Annotated in this window: 17 protein-coding genes, 2 tRNA genes and 1 pseudogene; 9 read left to right on the top strand and 11 right to left on the bottom strand. The window is 65.0% G+C overall.

The annotated features are described in order from the left end of the window. Positions 1–8: 8 nt before the first annotated feature. Positions 9–737 (top strand): maleylpyruvate isomerase family mycothiol-dependent enzyme, encoded by a 729-nt coding sequence (locus ACIBI6_RS39215; RefSeq protein ID WP_364356988.1) that lies wholly within the window; start codon positions 9–11, stop codon positions 735–737. A gap of 132 nt (positions 738–869) precedes the next feature. Here the strand turns inward: ACIBI6_RS39215 and ACIBI6_RS39210 are convergent, their stop codons facing one another. The 5 genes from ACIBI6_RS39210 to ACIBI6_RS39190 are packed head-to-tail and all read right to left on the bottom strand — an operon-like array spanning position 870 to position 4,525. After that, positions 870–1,337, bottom strand: a complete 468-nt coding sequence (locus ACIBI6_RS39210) for a hypothetical protein (RefSeq protein WP_364356991.1) — start codon at positions 1,335–1,337, stop codon at positions 870–872. Continuing rightward, positions 1,334–2,524 carry a molybdopterin-dependent oxidoreductase gene (locus ACIBI6_RS39205; RefSeq protein WP_396960116.1) on the bottom strand — a complete coding sequence of 397 codons (1,191 nt, stop codon included), beginning with the start codon at positions 2,522–2,524 and terminating at the stop codon, positions 1,334–1,336. Before ACIBI6_RS39205 ends, ACIBI6_RS39210 begins: the two co-directional genes overlap by 4 nt. Then, positions 2,521–3,165: a class I SAM-dependent methyltransferase gene (locus ACIBI6_RS39200; protein ID WP_364356997.1), complete on the bottom strand. Its 645-nt coding sequence runs from the start codon at positions 3,163–3,165 to the stop codon at positions 2,521–2,523. Before ACIBI6_RS39200 ends, ACIBI6_RS39205 begins: the two co-directional genes overlap by 4 nt. Further along, the gene (locus ACIBI6_RS39195) at positions 3,162–3,857 is read right to left on the bottom strand and encodes a DUF2064 domain-containing protein (protein WP_396960114.1); all 696 of its coding nucleotides are present in this window, start codon (positions 3,855–3,857) and stop codon (positions 3,162–3,164) included. Before ACIBI6_RS39195 ends, ACIBI6_RS39200 begins: the two co-directional genes overlap by 4 nt. Next, a complete protein-coding gene (locus ACIBI6_RS39190) occupies positions 3,854–4,525 on the bottom strand; it encodes a glycosyltransferase family 2 protein (RefSeq protein ID WP_364357003.1) in 672 nt (223 codons plus the stop codon). The genes ACIBI6_RS39195 and ACIBI6_RS39190 overlap by 4 nt, the downstream gene beginning before the upstream one ends. Before the next feature lie 124 nt (positions 4,526–4,649). Between ACIBI6_RS39190 and ACIBI6_RS39185 the strand changes: the two genes are divergently transcribed. The 3 genes from ACIBI6_RS39185 to ACIBI6_RS39175 are packed head-to-tail and all read left to right on the top strand — an operon-like array spanning position 4,650 to position 7,689. After that, positions 4,650–5,972: a hypothetical protein gene (locus tag ACIBI6_RS39185; protein WP_396960111.1), complete on the top strand. Its 1,323-nt coding sequence runs from the start codon at positions 4,650–4,652 to the stop codon at positions 5,970–5,972. A 3-nt stretch (positions 5,973–5,975) separates the two neighbouring features. Continuing rightward, complete coding sequence (locus ACIBI6_RS39180) at positions 5,976–6,671, top strand: response regulator transcription factor (RefSeq protein WP_396960109.1); 696 nt, start codon at positions 5,976–5,978, stop codon at positions 6,669–6,671. Then, positions 6,664–7,689, top strand: coding sequence for a HAMP domain-containing sensor histidine kinase (locus ACIBI6_RS39175; protein ID WP_364357009.1), 1,026 nt, complete (start codon positions 6,664–6,666; stop codon positions 7,687–7,689). The genes ACIBI6_RS39180 and ACIBI6_RS39175 overlap by 8 nt, the downstream gene beginning before the upstream one ends. Before the next feature lies 1 nt (position 7,690). Here ACIBI6_RS39175 and ACIBI6_RS39170 read toward each other — a convergent pair whose 3' ends face one another. The 4 genes and pseudogenes from ACIBI6_RS39170 to ACIBI6_RS39155 form a co-directional block, all read right to left on the bottom strand. Continuing rightward, the gene (locus ACIBI6_RS39170; RefSeq protein ID WP_396960107.1) at positions 7,691–8,743 is read right to left on the bottom strand and encodes an NAD-dependent epimerase/dehydratase family protein; all 1,053 of its coding nucleotides are present in this window, start codon (positions 8,741–8,743) and stop codon (positions 7,691–7,693) included. Between the two features lie 405 nt (positions 8,744–9,148). After that, complete coding sequence (locus ACIBI6_RS39165; RefSeq protein ID WP_396960105.1) at positions 9,149–9,793, bottom strand: carboxymuconolactone decarboxylase family protein; 645 nt, start codon at positions 9,791–9,793, stop codon at positions 9,149–9,151. Between the two features lie 2 nt (positions 9,794–9,795). After that, positions 9,796–10,137, bottom strand: a complete 342-nt coding sequence (locus ACIBI6_RS39160; protein ID WP_396960103.1) for a hypothetical protein — start codon at positions 10,135–10,137, stop codon at positions 9,796–9,798. A 28-nt stretch (positions 10,138–10,165) separates the two neighbouring features. Continuing rightward, positions 10,166–11,296: pseudogene (locus ACIBI6_RS39155) on the bottom strand (nitric oxide synthase oxygenase). Positions 11,297–11,718: 422 nt separating this feature from the next. Between ACIBI6_RS39155 and ACIBI6_RS39150 the strand changes: the two are divergent. Continuing rightward, a complete protein-coding gene (locus ACIBI6_RS39150) occupies positions 11,719–12,783 on the top strand; it encodes an alpha/beta hydrolase family protein (RefSeq protein ID WP_364357024.1) in 1,065 nt (354 codons plus the stop codon). Here the strand turns inward: ACIBI6_RS39150 and hisC are convergent. Then, a complete protein-coding gene (gene hisC / locus ACIBI6_RS39145; RefSeq protein ID WP_396960100.1) occupies positions 12,780–13,862 on the bottom strand; it encodes a histidinol-phosphate transaminase in 1,083 nt (360 codons plus the stop codon). The genes ACIBI6_RS39150 and hisC overlap by 4 nt on opposite strands. Before the next feature lie 96 nt (positions 13,863–13,958). On the opposite strand from hisC, the gene ACIBI6_RS39140 reads away from it, so the two are divergent. The 3 genes from ACIBI6_RS39140 (at position 13,959) to ACIBI6_RS39130 (ending at position 14,992) form a co-directional block, all read left to right on the top strand. Further along, the gene (locus ACIBI6_RS39140; protein WP_396960098.1) at positions 13,959–14,699 is read left to right on the top strand and encodes a dienelactone hydrolase family protein; all 741 of its coding nucleotides are present in this window, start codon (positions 13,959–13,961) and stop codon (positions 14,697–14,699) included. Positions 14,700–14,790: 91 nt separating this feature from the next. After that, a tRNA-Ser gene (locus tag ACIBI6_RS39135) sits at positions 14,791–14,880 on the top strand. A 39-nt stretch (positions 14,881–14,919) separates the two neighbouring features. After that, positions 14,920–14,992: transfer RNA gene (locus tag ACIBI6_RS39130), tRNA-Arg, on the top strand. 532 nt (positions 14,993–15,524) lie between these two features. Here the strand turns inward: ACIBI6_RS39130 and ACIBI6_RS39125 are convergent. Continuing rightward, positions 15,525–16,652 carry a helix-turn-helix domain-containing protein gene (locus ACIBI6_RS39125; RefSeq protein ID WP_396960096.1) on the bottom strand — a complete coding sequence of 376 codons (1,128 nt, stop codon included), beginning with the start codon at positions 16,650–16,652 and terminating at the stop codon, positions 15,525–15,527. Between the two features lie 434 nt (positions 16,653–17,086). Here ACIBI6_RS39125 and ACIBI6_RS39120 point away from each other — a divergent pair, with 434 nt between their 5' ends. Continuing rightward, the gene (locus ACIBI6_RS39120) at positions 17,087–17,410 is read left to right on the top strand and encodes a hypothetical protein (protein ID WP_396960094.1); all 324 of its coding nucleotides are present in this window, start codon (positions 17,087–17,089) and stop codon (positions 17,408–17,410) included. Positions 17,411–17,902: the final 492 nt, after the last annotated feature.

Genomic DNA, 17,902 nt, shown 5'->3' with positions numbered 1-17,902 from the left:
TCGATCGGGTGACCAGCGACGCGCCGGAGACCACCGTTCAGCTCGAAACTGTCGCCGCGGCGACGAAACGTCTGCTCGACACCATCCGTGGGCTGGACGATGACGTGACAGTGCCGTCGCTGCTGCCCGGGTGGACGCGGGGACATCTGCTCGCACACCTTGCGCGCAACGCCGACAGCCTGGTCAATTTGTTGCTCTGGGCGCGGACCGGGATCGAAACACCGCAGTACGCGAGCATGTTCATCCGGGATGCCGATATCGAGGCGGGTGCGCCGCGGCCGCTTGCCGAGCAGTTGGCCGATAACGAAGCGGCGGCTGATCGCTGGCTGGCGCTCGCCGAGGCAATTCCCGAGGATGCGTGGACCGCGACCGTTCGGACCAGGCAGGGGCGGCCTATTCCGGCGACCGAGGTCATTTGGATGCGGCTACAAGAGGTGGAGATCCACCATGTCGATTTGGCGGCTGGCTACCAACCTGGTGACTGGCCAGCTGATTTCGTTGCTCGGTTACTTCCGCGCGCCGTTGCGGATCTGACGAAAGGGATTGCTGCTGAGGCTGATCCTGCGGCTGCTTTCGAGGTCCGAACCACTGATACGGGCTTCACGGCGACTGTTGGGGGTGGGTCTGCTGACCACGCCGTCAGCGGGCCCGCTTCCGCCGTGCTCGCGTGGCTGCTCGGCCGTTCCGAAGGTGCGGAGCTGAGCGGCGCGCTGCCTACTCTTCCCTCGTGGAAATAGCATCGCGAGGTGCGCAGCTCCGCACTGCAGTCTTCTCGCGTGCTGCGACGGGACCGGCAGTGCACGCGGTTCGGTGAAGCTGTCGCCCAAGCAGATGTCGCTGTTGCACGGAGCCTGTAGAGAAGCCCCCGGCTACGATGCGCCTCCACGCCTGATCTTCGCCTGTTGCAGGCCTGGTTTCTGGTTGGGCGCATGCCCTCGACCGGATCGGTTCGACACGGCGTGTGCGATGAAGACCAGCAACCAAACGAGGATCAAGGCGGCTACCAGTCCGAGGGTGTAGTTGCGGTCGAGGACCGTCGGGTTACTCGGCATGGCGTTGCGACGATCCAGGACCGGGAGGGCGATCAGCACCAGGGCGACCGAGCAGATCGCACCGCAGGCGGTGACGGCCCACCACGTGCGCGGTAGGAGATGGCGTGCCGTAAGTCCGATTGCGGCGCAGATCGGGGCGAATACCGCATCGTGGAGCAGGATTCCGCCCGCGAACCAGATCACGGCAGAAGTGAGATCTGTTGGGGGCAGGTGGAATAACGCGCTGATGCCAAACCAGCCGAGCCAGATGCCGACGAGCAGCAGCACAATGCGGGCCGCGATCATGGCAGCACCTCGATTTCGGACAGCCATTTCGTTTGCAGGACGCCGGGCCGGTTGGCGGCGATTAGACGGCAGGGGTAGCCATGGTCGAGATCGAGGGTTTCACCATTGATGGTCAGGGCGACCAGCGTGCTGTCGTCGACCGCATGACGTTGCGGGAGAATCGAACTGCCGTAGATGCCGGTCTGCTCCAGCGAGCGGAATCGGATATCGCCACCGGAATAGCCCCCGGCCGCCGTGAGCAGATCCAACAGGCGCACGCCGGACCAGTCTGCTCCGGCACTCCATCCTTCGACGCACGCAATCGGCAGACTGGCCCGAGTTTGCGGCAGGGAAAGCAGTTCGTTTCTGGTGAACTGGCGCTTCCGATCACCTATCGTCACCGTCAACCGGTATCCGGGGTCGCTCGCCCGCTCACCGATCCCCGCGGCCGCAGCGGATCGATTGACCGGAACCCCCTGCGGCCCACGCCCACTGCGCGGTGCGAGCACGGCGGCCCAGCGCAGGAATGGGATCGTCTGCCCGGCAACGGCCAAACCCGCTGCGACAGCGGCAATGCCCGTGCCGGTCAACACCGCGCGCCGTGAAATATGCGGCCGGGAATCGGTTTCGTCGGCCCTACCGCTCCCGACCTTCGTCTCGGACACCGCAACCGCTCCGGTCCGCAGCCCAGTGCGCGGTCTGGTGGGAGACCCGACCTCGGATTCCGTCAGCGGACGTTGCAGCGCGTCACGAATGACAGGCAGTTTGACGGCCAAATGCACCGCTAGCGCACCGGCGGCAAGATAGGCCATAGCGTAGTGCGCGGTGGGGAAGAAGAACTTCCACGGGTAGTACTGGGCGATATTGAGGAGGCCGGTCGACAGTTGGAAGATGACAGCGCCGACCAGGATCGCGATGGAACCACGTTCGAGGATCCGCAACGGTGAACCGATGATCGGACGCTGAAACAGTCTGGGGTACACCGCCCAGAGCTTCACCAGCAGCAGCGGGATCGCTACGACACCCGAGATCACATGGGTGCCTTGGGTGACCCGATACATCCACGCGGGATGGGCAGGCCACCAGAACCAGCTCGGCGGATGCTGAATCCAGTGACTCAGCAAACCGGTGATGAAACAGAGCAGTATCGCGCTGCCCAGAGCCATCCCTATTCGACTCGCGACCTCGGGTCCACGCGCGGTCGTCATGACGCCCACCTACTACTTCCCGATCTCAACCAGGCAATATGCCGACCGGACACCTCCATTGCCGCCACCATGCGGAACCCGGCCGCCGCAGCCAATTCTTCGGCCCGATCTATCCCCACGCGCGCCCACGGAAACCATTCCCCCACTCGGTTTCTCGTCTCCAGCCGAATCGGATTCGTCACTACACCGACACCGGGACGAGCGAATTCGACCACCGCGATGCCATCGCGGGCAAGGAGCTCGCCCGCTCGGGTCAGCAGGCGGACCGGGTCACCACCGATCCCGATATTGCCGTCCGCGAGAATCGCGTAAGACCAACGGCCAGAGCCGGGCAATGGCCCGAACAGGTCCCGCTGCAATGCGGGCGCACCGCGAAATCTGGTGGTAGCCACGGCCATCGGCGAGATATCGACCCCCAGTGCGATGATCCCGCGGCGCAGCAATGCTGCCACCAACCGCCCCGGACCACACCCAAGATCCAGCGTCGGTCCATCACAGCAGCAGGTCAGCGCTACATCGGCCGGACGGTCGGCATCGTCGAAGCCCAGCCAGCGCCGGGTGCGCAGCGGATGACGCCGTCCGTCCGCATCGCGCACCCAGCAGTCCTCACCCGCCAGCGCGAGATCGAAGATATCGCTCATCGGTGTGCCAGCAGGGCGTGGTGCAGCTGCTGAATCAGGCGCGCGAACCGCCCGTCGGATTCGCGTGCCACCTGGAGTGCGTCGGCGAAGGTGTCGACATCGTTGTAGCGCGGCAGCGAGCGCACGCGAAGCTCGCAGTGCCGCACGGCATCTCGGGTGAGCTCGCCGGTTCGATCAGTCGACATGGGAACGTCGACGAGTGTGCGCGCGGCCTGTGGTGTCGGCAGCCCGAGCGCCCACCAGCCGCCATCGTCAGCGGGGCCGAGCAGTGCGTCGCCGCGCAATACCAGCTCGCGGGCGGCCCAGCTCAGCACCTCCGGACCGATCTGCGGTGTGTCCATGCCGATCTGCAAAACCGGCAGCCCGTACCGCGCGGCATCGGCGTGTGCATTGGCCAGGCGCTCACCAAAAGATGCGCCGCGCTGCGGGATCACCTCGAAACCAGTTAGTGCCCTTGCTACTTCATCCGCACACTCGGCATCCGCGAGTTCACCGGTGAACGCGACGATGTGGTGTGCGACCGGACTCCGCGACATCGATTCCAAGGTATCCAGCAGCGATGCCGCAGCGACTCGGGCGGCGTCACGGGGCGAAAGCGGCGGTGTCAGACGAGTTTTGGCGAGCCCAGCAATCGGAGCCTTGGCAAGCACGAGCAGTGTCGCGGCGACGGGCGAGGGTCGAAAGTAGTTCATCGCAGCACCGCCAGGAAGTCGCGGGTCGCGCGCAGGGTGCCGAGCCACGATCCCGATACCTTCGAAACACCGCCCGCCCGTGGCCGATAAGCGATATCACGCTCGACCACGCGCCACCCCGCGCCTGCCGCGCCGATCAACAATTGCAGCGGATAGCCGGAGCGCGTGTGCAGCGGTCCGAGGGAAAGCAAAGCGGTGCGGCGGGCCACGCGCATGGCACCGATATCGTGCACGGGCAGTCCGTATCGGCGACGCAACCGCCCGGCGATAACCAGATTGCCGAGCCGCGCATGCCACGGCCATACCCCCCGACGCACCGGCTTACGCCGTCCGACCGCCAAATCGGCACCCGCACGCACCAATTCGACCAGCGGCGGCAACTCGCTCGGGTCCATCGATCCGTCACCATCGAGAAAGGCGACCAAATCCGTTCTGGTCGAGGCAATCCCGGCTTGCACGGCAGCCCCGTACCCGGGCCGCACCTCGGATACGACAGCGGCGCCGCATCGGCGGGCCACTTCGGCCGTCGCGTCGGTCGAGCCATTGTCCACGACCAGCACATGGAACCCTGCCGGGATGGCCGCGAGCACATCTGGCAACGCCTCAGCTTCGTCTCGGCACGGGATGACAACGGTCACGCCGTCCGGGTTGTGGAGGGTCTCGGTCACCTTTCCGACGCTATGTCAGCCCGGCCGAATCGAGGCCGAAAAACTGGTGACGAAACAGTGACATCCATGTTCAGAACCGCTCGAGCACAGGTTTTCCGCGTGATGCGGCCTTATCGTGAGGTTCGTGCATGACGTGACGGAGGCCCCGACATCCCCACGCGGCCGGATACGTGGCGAGTATCTGGGAGCAGGTATTGCCGCAGTGCTCACTCTGGCAGCATTCCTGGTCCCGCGAATTGCCAGCGAACAGTGGCGGAGCAAACTTTACGCGGGATCAGCCCCCATCTTCGGCAACTGGTTGCCGCACGTCGGCTGGGGTTCGGTACCGGCCATCGCGATCGCGATACTGGTTATCCGATTCGGTCCAGCAATGGCGCAGTGGCTGCCTTGGCGGCGACTGCTCACGGTGTCTTGGGTGGCTGCTATGGCATGGGCTTTCGCCTTGGCCATGATCGACGGCTGGCAGCGCGGATTCGCCGCAAGACTCACCGACGGCCACGAATATCTGTACGAGGTCCCCGCCGTCCGCGATATTCCGGCCATGCTGCGCGGGTTCTCCGACCGCATTCTGGATTTCCAACCGGATTCCTGGACGACCCACGTCTCCGGGCATCCACCCGGCGCGCTGCTGTTCTTCGTCCTACTCGATCGCATCGGCCTGCGCGGCGGCGCATGGGCGGGACTGGCTTGTCTACTAATCGGATCCAGTGCGATCGTCGCGGTCGCGGTCACCCTGCGCGCGCTCGGTGCCGAGGATCGAGCACGACAGGCATTGCCGTTCTTGACGATAGCGCCCGCTGCGGTGTGGATCGCGGTTTCGGCGGACGCCATGTTCGCGGGTGTCACAGCATGGGCGGTGGCACTGCTGGCTATCGCGGTCCGACGGCCGTTGGTCGCCGTTGGCTCTGGTGTGCTGTTCGGGCTCGGCAGCTATCTCAGCTACGGCCTCGTGATCATGGTCGTTCCCGCCCTCGCGGTCCTGATCGCGGGCCGAACCCTCCGGCCGCTGCTGCCTGCCGCGCTCGGCGCGCTGATCGTCGTGTCAGCCTTCACGTTGGCCGGCTTCTGGTGGCTGGATGGCTATCACCTGGTGGTCGAGCGGTACTACCAGGGCATCGCCGCCGAGCGTCCGTACGCGTACTGGGTCTGGGCGAATCTCGCCGCCACCGTCTGCGCGGTCGGCCTGGCCACCGCCGCCGGTCTACCGAGCGCGCTGCGCAGACCATTCGATGCGACCGCGCTCTTGGTGGCGGCGGCATTGTGCGCGATATTGGTGGCAGACCTCAGTGGCCTGAGCAAGGCGGAGACCGAGCGCATCTGGCTGCCGTTCGACCTCTGGCTACTCGCCGCGACCGCGTTTCTGCCACGGTCCAGCACCCGCGTCTGGCTATTTCTGCAAGCGCTGGGCACCCTCGTACTCGCCCACACGATCCTGACGAATTGGTAATCCATGTGCATTCTGATCGCCGACGATGACCCGCTGGTTCGTGATGTGGTGCGACGCTACCTCGAACGCGACGGGCTCACCGTCGTGGAAACCTCGGATGGCATCTCGACCCTGGCACAACTCACCGAACCCACCGGCGACCCCATCGAGCTGGCCGTCCTGGACGTGATGATGCCCGCCCCCGACGGCATCGAAATCTGCCGCGCGGTGCGTTCCGGCCCACGCCCGGACACCCCGATCATCCTGCTCACCGCGCTCGGCGACGAGGACGATCGTGTGCTCGGGCTGGAAGCGGGCGCCGACGATTACGTCACCAAGCCGTTCAGCGCCCGCGAGCTCGCGCTGCGGGTCGCCTCGGTGCTGCGGCGTTCGCAGGCGCCGAGGCAGCCGAGTACGGAGGTCCTGCGCGACGGTGCGGTCGAGGTGCGACCGGGTTCGCAGTCGGTGCTGGTGGACGGCAGGCCGGTCGACCTGACCGCGCGCGAATACGATCTGCTCGTCTTCCTGCTGCGTCATCCGCACCAGGTGTTCAGCAGGGAGGAACTGCTGGCCAAGGTGTGGGGCTGGGATTTCGGTGACCTGTCCACCGTCACCGTGCATATCAAGCGTCTGCGGGCGAAACTCGGTGCCCGGCACCGAATCGAGACAGTCTGGGGCCGCGGCTATATCTGGGGCCGGAATGGAGAATCCAGTGCCTGAGAACACCCTCCAGTTGATCGGCTACGCGCTGGCGTGTTCGCTTCCGATCGTCGCCATCGGCGCGACGATCCTGCGCACCACCAGCAATCGCTCCATGACCGCGAGCATGGCGGTGCTGGTGCTGATCCCGACGCTGTCCACGCTGGCAGGCATTATCGGGGTCAGCGGATTGATGTTCACCGATGAACTCGAGCGCACGGCGGTCGTGCTCGCGGTCGTCGCGGCGGTCACCGTGCCCGCCGCCCTGCTACTCGGCCGAGAGCAGGCCCGAAAGACGGTCTGGGAGAAGCAGATCCGCGAACAGGAGCGGATGGCGGAACACTCACGCCGCGAACTCGTCGCTTGGGTGAGCCACGACCTGCGGACCCCGCTGGCCGGTATCCGCGCGATGGCCGAGGGCCTGTCCGACGGCGTAGTCACCGGCACCGACGACGTGGCACGTTACGCGGAACAGATTGTGCGCGAAACGGATCGGCTGTCGGTCATGGTCGATGACCTGTTCGAAATGTCGAAGATCAATGCGGGTGCGTTGCGTTTGGAGCTGGAGCCGGTCGATCTGCGCGAGTTGATCGATGAGGTACTGGCCGCCAACCGACCGAATGCCGAACGTGCCGAAGTCCTCCTGCATGCCGAACAACCCGACTCCGAAATCGTTGTCGCGGCGAGTGATCGCGCCCTCGGCCGTGTGCTGACCAACCTCGTCTCCAACGCGATCGCCCACACCCCACCCGGTGGCCAGGTCGCGATATCCGCAGGTACCTCCAACGGTCAGGCTTGGGCACGCGTCGACGACACCGGCCCCGGCATCTCCGAGGCCGATCTGCCACGAATATTCGAAGTCGCCTACCGCGGTACCGCCGCTCGCTCCCCTGTCGCCTCCGACGGTGTGTCCTCCGGGAGCGGTATGGGGCTCGCGATCGCTGCGGGTCTGGTCGAAGCCCACCACGGTGATATCAGCGCCGAGAACCGAGAGCAGGGCTGCCGCTTCGAAGTTCGACTACCGCTCAGCGGAAACTGAATTACGCCACCGGCGCGCCCGCCCCCGCAACCGCGCGCAGCGGTGCGAACGCGAACTCGGCAAGGCCGTCGAGTGGATCCACCTGCGCGGTGAATCCCAGAATGCGTTGTGCCTGTTCGGGGCTCGCGACGATATGCCGCACATCGCCGGGGCGATAGCGTCCGGTGATCACCGGTTCAGGGCCACCGCGCGTCGCGGCCAAGGCGCTGGCGACCGCGCCGATGGTGATCGGACGTCCCGAGGCGATATTGAGCGGAACGAACCCGGTATGCGCATATTCGACCGCCGCGAGATTCGCCGCCGCGATATCGCTGACGTGTACGAAATCCCTCGCCTGCCTGCCATCTTCGAAAACCTGCGGCGGCTCGCCCGCTTCCAGCGCGGATCGGAAGATCGCGGCGACTCCGGAATACGGTGTATCCCTTGGCATATCGGGGCCATAAACATTGTGATAACGCAACGCGGTGACCCCGGATTCGGTTACCGCCGCCCACGCGGACGCGTAGTGCTCCTGCGCCACTTTCGCCGCCGCATAGAGGCTCCGCGGCCGCAACGGCGCATGCTCCGGCACCGGCACCCAATTCAAAGCCTCATCCGAATCCGGATCCCGATGTTCGAACATCCCGTTCTCGAGATCCCCGCGTCGGCGCACCCCGACCTCGACGGCCCGAGCCCCGCGATACCGCCCCTCCCCATAAACCACCATCGACGAAGCCAACACCAGCCGCCGACACCCAGCCCGATCCATCGCCGCCAATAAAACCGCGGTCCCCAGGTCGTTATGGCTCGCGTAAGCGGGCGCATCCTGCGCACTCACCCCTGCACCCACGACCGCCGCCTGATGACAAACCACATCAATCCCCCGCAACACCGAATCCAGCGCAGCCGCATCCCGCACATCGACCAACCGCACGTCCTCCGGAACAACCGCGCCAACCCCGTGCGCCGCAGGCAACATCAAATCAGCCGCCACCACCTCATGCCCCGCCCGCACCAGCTCCCGATGCACCCGGGCCCCGATAAACCCCGCAGCCCCCGTCAGTAGCACACGCATGTCACCACCACCCCAGATCGCAGTGCCCGACCCGCCCGCTACCCACTCCGTCGTTTAGTGAGGTCATGCCGCTGATTCTGCTGCCAACACCTCGATATTCGCCGCAACCCGCCCACGCCGTCAGACTTTCGTCACGATCCCGGACTGCGCTGCGGGTCCATTCAGCGCGCCGCCCACACACGCACCAGCAGCGAGTCAGTTGCCCCCGCGACTCGATAACACCCTCGACTGACGGTGGCCAGCCGCGTGGGATCGGGCGCTACGGCACAGCGTTCGGCATTCGGCCGACCAAGCGTTAACGGGCGAGGCGGTGCGTGCGCTGATCACCGCAGCGTCGGCCTGAGCCGAAGTGCCGAAGCTATTTCAGGGCCGCAGGCCCAACCCGGCACATCTCCCGAGTGACGGTCAAGCATGCTCGAAACCGCTTGGTTCTCGAGCGCCGCGGGAAAGGTAGCGCACCGGGGGTGGGGTTCGGTAGCCGAAGGCCTTGATGAAGCGGGCGCCGACTCGGGCTTGGCCGGCTTCGAGCGCTTCGGCCCCCACGGTATTCATAACTCGGTTGATGACGTTGAAAAGGGTTGCTACCCAGACGGCTTCGTCGAAAGCTTCGGCGGTGACTCCGGCCTCGCGGACTTTATCGGCGTCGCCGGGGGTGAGGCCGTCGGGGTCGCGGACCATCTTTCCGACGAATTCGAGCATGGCGTGGGCTTCGGGGCGCAGGGGTGAGTTGTCGCCGTCTGCCAGTGCTTCATCGACCAGGTTTTCGGCGATGTAAGCGCCCGCGATACCGCGGTGGGCGGACTGGCAGAAGGGGCATTCATTGGACTGCGAGACCCTGGTCGCGAAGATTTCGCGTTCGGCGACGGTCCAGCAGGACGGTCCGCGCATGGCGTCCTGGATGAGGTCGGATAGCGGGGTGCCGAAGTAGCGGTGGCGATAGCAGATGACCTTCATGACCGCGGGAACCTCGGTACGGCCCAACCGCTGCATGGTCGCGAACATGATTCGGGCCGGGAGTTCTTGGCCGGATTCGACTGCGTCGAGCCACATTTCTACCGACCCTCCCACGAACGGCGGGCGGCACGCAGCAGTCGATCGGCGGCACCATAGGCCGCGACCACGGCCGCCTCGAAGATCTCGTCGTCGCTGCGACCCGCCTCGGCCAGCATCGTGATGTTCTTTTCGGTGAGCCGATACGAGCGTTCGGCAACCAGCTCGACGAAGTCGACGAGATCATCGGGGACCCCGGCCGCCCCATCTTCCCCCGAAGCCCGCGCCCGAATCGACCGCCGCACCTCGACCGGCAGCCGCCCTGGCGCACCTTCCAGATGCGCGCCGAATTCTTCCCATTGCGAGCCCATGGAACGCCGTGCCATGGCCTCATTCTTGTCCATCAACCTCACCACCGCTGCCGAACGAAGATCAGATCTCGCCTTCCCCGCCGAAGTCCCGCCGCACGAAATTCGGGCGCAGCTCCGGCTCGGGTTCGTCGTAGTAGCGGTGGAAGGTCGGGGTCACACCCGATGAAATCGGCGGATTGATCCAGCTCCAATCGGTCGGACATTTGCGACCCGCGGCCTGCTCGCGACTGACATGGTCGCAGAACTGCTTGGCGACCGTGTGATGGTCGACGATATACACTCCGGCCTTCCGAAAGCTGTGCAGCACAGCGCGATTCAATTCGACCAGCGCCTGATCGCGCCACAGTGAACGCTCGTGTCGGGTATCCAGGCACATCATTTCGGCGATGAGCGGCAGCATGTTGTAGCGGGTCGTGTCACTGAGATTGCGTGCGCCGATTTCGGCTCCCATGTACCAGCCGTTGAACGGTGCGAACGGATAGGTGATACCGCCGACTTCCAGGTTCATATTCGAAACAGCTGGCAGCGCATGCCACTTCAGGTCGAGTCCGGCGAACCAGTCGAATTCGGGGTGCTCGAGTTCGACCTCGCGGGCCAGTTCGGGCGGGACGTCGAACCAGCGGATCGGCTCGTCCGGTGTGCTGATGAGCACCGGCAGGATGTCGAAGGGCGTGCCCGCGCCGCGCCAGCCGAGCTTCATGGCGAATTCGGTGATCGCGATATTGGCCGGATCGCCGGTTACCGTGCCGTCGCCGTTGCGATAGCCGGCGTAGCGGATGAGTTGTGGGCTGACGATGCGGAATTCGCGGCCGTCGGCCTAGCGCGGTGGTCCGACGGTGATCATCGATTGGATGGCGCCGCCGTTGGTCGCCATATGCAGGTGCTGCCAGCACACCTCGGCCAAGTCGCGGGCCGAACGCACTCGCCGTGCGTCGAGCAATTTCAGTGATCGCCAGTGTTTTCGCCCGACGCAGCGGGCGTGGTTGCGCCATGCGAGCTTGGCGCCGATGAGGATTTCCTCGGCGGTCTGCACGTAGCTGCCGGTTTGTTGGAGTTGCTCCAATGCGGCGCGGCGGCGCTGCGCGGATAGATGCGCGAGTTCGGGCAGTCGGAAGAACTCATCGCACTCCCGCATCCGCCTTTTCAGATCGAGTCCGAAAGGTTTTGTGTCAGCGGTGCTTTCGAGCGGCATGACAGGTAACGCTTGATTCACGGTGTTCTCCGGTCGGGCACGAGGTACTGCGGCTAAACAGACAGGCATTGATCGAGCAGAGAATTTCGCGCACAGGGCGCAGCTGACACCGGGCTACGCCGGAGGTCCGCGCGGTAGCCTCCGCGTTGCGGAGAACCCGCATGCGACAGACGGTTCAGGAAGCGGGGTCGCGCAGGCTGTCGGTTTGCCGAGCACGCGCACAGCAGCATGACCTGAGTGCTGCCGTTTGCTGTGCACGATCATGCTCGTCCCAATCGACGCCTGAAAACGCCCGCACAGCAGCCTAAGACCGGTGTGCTGGCCGTGTGCCTGAATTCGCCGTAATGCCTGTTCGGAATCCGCCAGGCACCAGTGCCTCCTCCTGGCGCGCCCACTTTCGCATTTCTGGCAGGATGGGCGGCATGCTGTCTCGGCGCGAGGTGCGGCGTTGGGTATCCAGCGCCATAGTTAGCGTCGCACTGATTGCCGGTGCGGCGATGTTCGGCCCACCCCAGGTGCTAGCAGCGCCGGGCGATCAGCCCCGCCCGAATACCGGTTCGGCGGATGGTCCCTCCCCCGCGGAGCCCATCGTCCCCGGCGTGACGCACGCTTCGATCGATCGGATCGTGCCCGTCAACGACCGGTGGCTGCGGGTGTGGGTGAACTCACCCGCGATGAGTCGCGCCGTCGAGGTGCAGGTGTTGCTGCCACGTGAGCAGAACCATCCGCGCCCGACCGTCTACATGCTCGACGGGCGCAGCGCCGAGGCGGAGAGCAACAACTGGACCGAGCTCGGACACGCGGACAAATTCTTCGAAGACAAAGACGTGAACGTGGTGCTGACGGTCGGCGGACCAGCCAGCTTCTACACCGACTGGCAGCGCCCGGACCCGGTGCTCGGCACCAATATGTGGGAAACCTTCCTGACGAAGGAACTGCCGCCGCTTATCGACGCGAAATTCAACGGCAACGGGCGCAATGCCGTCATGGGCGTCTCCATGGGCGCCGAGGCCGCGATGATGCTGGCCTTCCGGCAGCCGAAGCTGTACACGGCGATAGCGGCGCACAGCGGGTGTTTCTCCATGGGAACCGATCTCGGGCAGGCACAGGCTCGCGCGGTGATCGCGACCTATCGTGGCGGGCCGGACAATATGTTCGGCGATCAGCACGATCCCGCCTGGCTGGACCATGATGTACTGCTGCACGCGGAAGCGTTGCGCGGCAAGGCGATCTATCTGTCGGTCGGCAGCGGACTGCCCGGTAAATATGACACCCCGAACAACCCGGATGTGGTCAGCACCATCGGATTCGGCGGTCCGCTGGAGGCCGCGACAAATGCCTGCACCCGCAGGCTGGCCGATCGGCTCACCGCGCTCGCGATTCCGGTGACCGCGAACTTCCGGGCGACCGGGACGCATTCGTGGCCGTACTGGGCCGATGAGTTGGGTTTGTCGTGGCCGACGATATCGCGGGCGTTGGGTCTTTAGCCGATTCCGAAGCGCGCCAACACATCCGGATCGGTCGCGAACCGCAGGAACTGCTCGTTCTCGTGCGGCTCACCGGCGGTCACCCGTACGCCATCGGTGCCGTACGGCCGCAACAGCACCCCTGCCTCCGCGCTCACCTCGCCGTATTCAGCGCTGCGCTCGCCCAGCGGCAGCCACAGGAAGTTCGACTCACTCGGCGGCACCTCGTAGCCCGCGGCGAGCAGTGCGTCGCGGATCCGATCGCGTTCGACGACGAGACCGTCGGTGCGGTCGAGCAGTTCGTGCCGCGCCTCCAGCGAGGCGATCGCGGCGGCCTGCACGACCCGGTTAACGCTGAACGGGATGTGTACCTTCATCAGCGCGGTGATCACCGCCGGATCGCTGACCGCATAACCCGCGCGCAGCCCCGCCAGACCGTACGCCTTGGAGAAGGTCCGCAGCACAACGACATTCGGCCGATTCCGGCCCAACTCGACACCATTCGGGCGCTGCTCCGGGGTGAGCCGCATATATTCGAAGTAGGCCTCGTCCAACACGATCAGCACGTGCCGCGGGACCGCGTCCAGGAAGCGGACCAGCTCGGCCTCGCCGACCGCGGTGCCGGTCGGGTTGTTCGGGTTGCAGACGAAGATCAGCTTGGTGCGCTCGGTGACCGCGGCGACCATCGCATCCAGATCGTGCACATGCTCCGGGGTGAGCGGCACCTGCACGGAGGTCGCATTTCCGACCTGGGTGACGATCGGATACGCCTCGAAGGAGCGCCAAGCGAACAGCACCTCGTCGGTCGGTGCGTCACAGGTGATCTGCACCAGTTCCTGACACAGCGCGACGCTGCCGCACCCGACCGCGACGTTCGCCGAGGAGACGCCGAGGAAGTCCGCGAGGGCCGCGCGCAGCTCGGTGACCTGATTATCCGGATAGCGGTTCGCCAGTTCCGCGGCCTCGGCAATGGCCTTCGCGGCGGACGGGAGCGGACCGAAGGTGGTCTCGTTGCTGGCGAGCTTGACCGCGCCGGGATGGTTGCGGCCGGGGACGTACGCCGGGATCGAATCGAGGTCCGGCCGGATGTGCGCTGTCACCGTTCAACCATATGCCGGGTACCGGAAAATCTGCGCGTCAGGGCCGCTCACGTGCAATTTCTCGCGAAGATCAGCAGATCCACCTACCCTTGTTTCATGTCGGGCATTTACGACGATATTGCGCCGCTACGTAGTCGCGACGAGATCATTTCCGGTTCGCACCCACAACAATCGACCGACGATCGGCCTCGGACCGCCAGCGCACAGGTACCCATCACGGTCGCCGAGCCGGAAGGCAATGCGCGCGGCGGCATCGTGATGCTGCACGAAGCCCGGGAGTTCACCGGGCCATTGCTGGAACTCATGAAAGCCCTGGCGACCGAGGGTTGGACGGTAGTCGCGCCCGATCTGTTCCATCGCATCGACGGCGAGCCGGCGAACGAGGTTTTCGGCGACGAGCTCTTCGACGATTTCGACGCCTGCTTCGACTGGCTCACCCGCCGCGGTGTCTTCCCGGACTGCATCGGCGTGCTCGGCTTCGACCATGCGGGCACCGCGGCCTTCCTGGTGGCGACCAATCGCCCCGTCGGTGCCGCGGTCAGCGTCGCCGCAGCCGGCATCGTCGAACCGCTCACCGACGAGGCCAATGCCCTCATCCGCGCGGCCCCCGATCTGCAGGCGCCATGGCTCGGGCTCTTCGGCTCCGACGACCCGGACACCCCACCCAGCCAAGTTGATCAACTCCGCGACGCCACCGCCCGCGCCGCAGTCGCCAGCCTCGTCGTGACCTATCCGGGCCTGCACCACCGCGCCGACCGACCCGGCGACGACGACGACTTCGATCTCATCGATTCCCAGACCCGGATTTTCGACTGGTTCGACAGCAATCTTCGGTGATTACCTGGCGTTTTGCGATCTGGACGTCGGCTACTGTAACCTTCCTGTTCGGCGGTTCGAAAGGACCGGTGCCCTCGAAGAGAAGGCTCCAGGAGGCGTGCCAGAGCGGCCGAATGGGACTCACTGCTAATGAGTTGTCCCTTCACGGGGACCGGAGGTTCAAATCCTCTCGCCTCCGCCACACCCCGGTTCGCCGGGCTATATAACTGAACACAAGCATGCGCCCGTAGCTCAACGGATAGAGCATCTGACTACGGATCAGAAGGTTAGGGGTTCGAATCCCTTCGGGCGCACTTCACTCGCCAGCGGCTCATGCTCACGAAGAGCGTGAGCCGTTGCTCGTTTCGTCGTGTTTTGTGGGGGTGGAACCCCCACCCCCCACCCCGGAGGGCTTCGCCCCCGGACCCCCTGTCTGGCCGGAGGGCTTCGCCCCCGGGTGGATTCGGCAGCGGGTTCGGTTCGGCTCCCATCGGGCGGGCTTCTTATTCAGCGCCACTCAGCCTTTGGGAATCGCTGACCGTCAACTGGCATGGATCACAGCATCAGCCCATTACCTGCGAGCAATACCTCGACCTCGGCAACGCCGTCCGACGTGAATTCGAAATCATCGACCGGTTTATCGTGCTTGGCGACGCGGGCGTTGCCCGACAGGGGTCCAGTTGGACAGCGTCTCCAAATGGACACCCTTACCCACCAGGAAAGCCCCATGCCAAGCGGTTCGGCGGTGTGGGGCTTTTGCGCTACACGATCAGGAACGATTGAACCCGCCGTCGTTCACGCCGCCCACTGAGCCGGGGGGAACACAAGCGCCGGGCCGGTTGGGGTCTACCAGCTACCGCGCCCGCTGAGGATCAGCTCAACTTCAACAACCCGCCGTTCCAACCGCGCCGAAGGGATAGCGTCCGCAGCCTTCCGAGCTGCCCTGATGGTCTCCTGTGCCGCGTCGAAATCCCGGTTCCGCGCATACGACTCCGCCAACCAGGTTTGATAGAGCGCAACCTCTCGTGCCCGATCCTTTGGATAGTTGTCGATCGCCTGATGCAGCAAAGGCCGGGCGCGCGACGGATCGCCGAGTTCCACGAAGCATCGCCCTGCCATCACATCGATTTCGGACCGATCTACCCAATAGACCCATTCAGGTTCTTCGAGACCGGCTGTCCGGCGCTCATAGGTGTCGTCCACAGTATCTAGAGCGCGCATCGCCCCGTCACGGTCACGGGCGCGCGCTGCGGCCCACGCCACTCGCTCGGTCAGTAGTGCGACAACCACGGGTGTGGCCCCGTGCGCCCCTTTGACCGCAGTCCGGGCGAGAAGGACTGCCTCATCCGGCTGGCCGACGTTCGCGATCTGGTAGCTCAAGCTCGAGAGCAGTTGGCCGGTGAGGACACGATCCCCAGCCTGACTGGCCGCTTTCGCGCCGTCCAGGTAGGCGTATTGGGCGCGCCCGTAGTACCCGGCATCGCTCGCGACCCATCCGACGAGCTGTGAAAGCTCGCCAGCCGCCGTCAGGAGGCGACGACCGATGTTCTCGGCGTAGCTGCATTCGTTGATGACCGTTCGGAGGTCTTCGAGTTCCTTGACGACGAGCGGAAATAGGTCCTTGCCGCCGACTGTGTCATCGAGATGGCGGAGGTCAATAACGCGCTGCTCAACACTGTCCGCGAGTGAACGCCCAACCCGGTGCCCTACCGCCGAATGAGTGACCGGAGCGGAGTCGGACACCAGCCACTCATGAGCCAGCCGGATCGGGTCATCCGGCGGTGCCATCAAAGCTGATATGGGGATGTTCAACGCCCGCGAGTACGCGACGATGTGTTCCTGCTTCACGTCCCGCTGATCATTCTCCAACATCCCAAGCATCGACTTGGAGAAGTGGGTCTTGGCCGCGACAGCCGACAGGCTGACGCCTTGTGATTCGCGGGCCAGCCGAAGCAGTGAGCCGGGCTTATCCATGGATCTGCGGTACCGATCTGTGGACGCTGGTGGACGCTGAACTTGTTCTGTGTCAAGCCTTCTCACACGAGACTACTACTCAGTGCACGTCAGCGACGTTTCATCAAGAAGCCCGACGCCGTGCACTGCGCCCGTCGTCCCGATGTCGGCCGATTCCTGTGCCCCGAGTCGGCACGCCGCCATTCAGGACCGAGCGCACCTAAGCCGCAGTCGACGCACCGGAGGTCGGCAGATGCCGAACAACGAGCTTCAACAACGCGACCCGTTCGTAGGGCCGCCCCGCAGGTACACAGGAGCACCGGCCGAAAAAGTTGAACTCTTCGCGGAAGCGGTCCGGGAGTGGGGAACTGGTCCAGCGTCGAACGAATCGTCCCGGTGCCGGGGTGTCGAGTCCTCCGGCACCGGTGACTACGAACCACGCACGGGGGTGCCAAATGGTGCTCAGTGAGCCGAAAGCGAAGCTCTGCCCCCGTTGCACCTACGAGGACGCCGAGCCGGACACCGGCATTTGCCACAACTGCACGGCCGATATTGAATGTGCAAGCGGCGCAATCGTCCTCGCGCTACGCGACACCAACGCCAGAACCGATTGCCAGGCGGGGTGGTTGCAGCGCGACGACGGATCTTGGGCACCTGTTGACGATCACGGATTTATCGGCCGGACATTCGCCTTCGCATCGGATGACCGCCACAAATTCGACGAACACACCGTGATCACCATCGAGCCGATCTCGATCGACGGCACGGAGGTCGATTAGCTGTGTCGACGACCGGACTTGTATGCGCCGCCGTCGCAGGGGTTGTGACGTTGGGCGTCGTGGTCTTCTACGTACTGCCCTACCTTGTCGACCGCCCGGTGCACGTCGACGGGGAGCGCCCCAGCACGGAAATTCTCGCTCGCCTCGCTCGCGACCAGTGCCACCGTGCACCGGACTATCCGTACAGCATCGATGAAGCGCGCCGCGTATTCCGTCAGCGCATCAACTGCGACGCCGACTCATGCGGCGCAAAGCACGAGGCCGTCTGGACTTTGATCGACGCGGGGGTGCTCCGACCAAGCACACGTGTCGAACGGTAAGGCAGTTGTGAGCGCCGCGACCTGTCAGCGTGAAGTGAGACACTGGCCGAGGCCGAGCAGCGACGGAAGCGGAGGGATCATCGTGGGGAGTGACGGACAGATCGGTCTGGATTTCGGCGAGGTCGACCCGACACAGGTCAAGACACCGCCACCTGGACCGCCGGAATGGGTT

Source organism: Nocardia sp. NPDC050412 (assembly GCF_044458825.1).
GTDB lineage: Bacteria > Actinomycetota > Actinomycetes > Mycobacteriales > Mycobacteriaceae > Nocardia.
This window is presented reverse-complemented; position numbering and strand designations above follow the sequence as displayed.

Coding starts and splice junctions, on each gene's coding strand:
- ACIBI6_RS39165 (WP_396960105.1), bottom strand. CDS start 9,793: ATGTGGCTCGACGCAGTCGAATCCGGCCAAGAACTCCCGGCCCGAATC.
- ACIBI6_RS39150 (WP_364357024.1), top strand. CDS start 11,719: ATGCTGTCTCGGCGCGAGGTGCGGCGTTGGGTATCCAGCGCCATAGTT.
- ACIBI6_RS39205 (WP_396960116.1), bottom strand. CDS start 2,524: ATGACGACCGCGCGTGGACCCGAGGTCGCGAGTCGAATAGGGATGGCT.
- ACIBI6_RS39125 (WP_396960096.1), bottom strand. CDS start 16,652: ATGGATAAGCCCGGCTCACTGCTTCGGCTGGCCCGCGAATCACAAGGC.
- ACIBI6_RS39200 (WP_364356997.1), bottom strand. CDS start 3,165: ATGAGCGATATCTTCGATCTCGCGCTGGCGGGTGAGGACTGCTGGGTG.
- ACIBI6_RS39140 (WP_396960098.1), top strand. CDS start 13,959: ATGTCGGGCATTTACGACGATATTGCGCCGCTACGTAGTCGCGACGAG.
- ACIBI6_RS39170 (WP_396960107.1), bottom strand. CDS start 8,743: ATGCGTGTGCTACTGACGGGGGCTGCGGGGTTTATCGGGGCCCGGGTG.
- ACIBI6_RS39120 (WP_396960094.1), top strand. CDS start 17,087: ATGGTGCTCAGTGAGCCGAAAGCGAAGCTCTGCCCCCGTTGCACCTAC.
- ACIBI6_RS39210 (WP_364356991.1), bottom strand. CDS start 1,337: ATGATCGCGGCCCGCATTGTGCTGCTGCTCGTCGGCATCTGGCTCGGC.
- ACIBI6_RS39160 (WP_396960103.1), bottom strand. CDS start 10,137: ATGGACAAGAATGAGGCCATGGCACGGCGTTCCATGGGCTCGCAATGG.
- ACIBI6_RS39180 (WP_396960109.1), top strand. CDS start 5,976: ATGTGCATTCTGATCGCCGACGATGACCCGCTGGTTCGTGATGTGGTG.
- ACIBI6_RS39195 (WP_396960114.1), bottom strand. CDS start 3,857: ATGAACTACTTTCGACCCTCGCCCGTCGCCGCGACACTGCTCGTGCTT.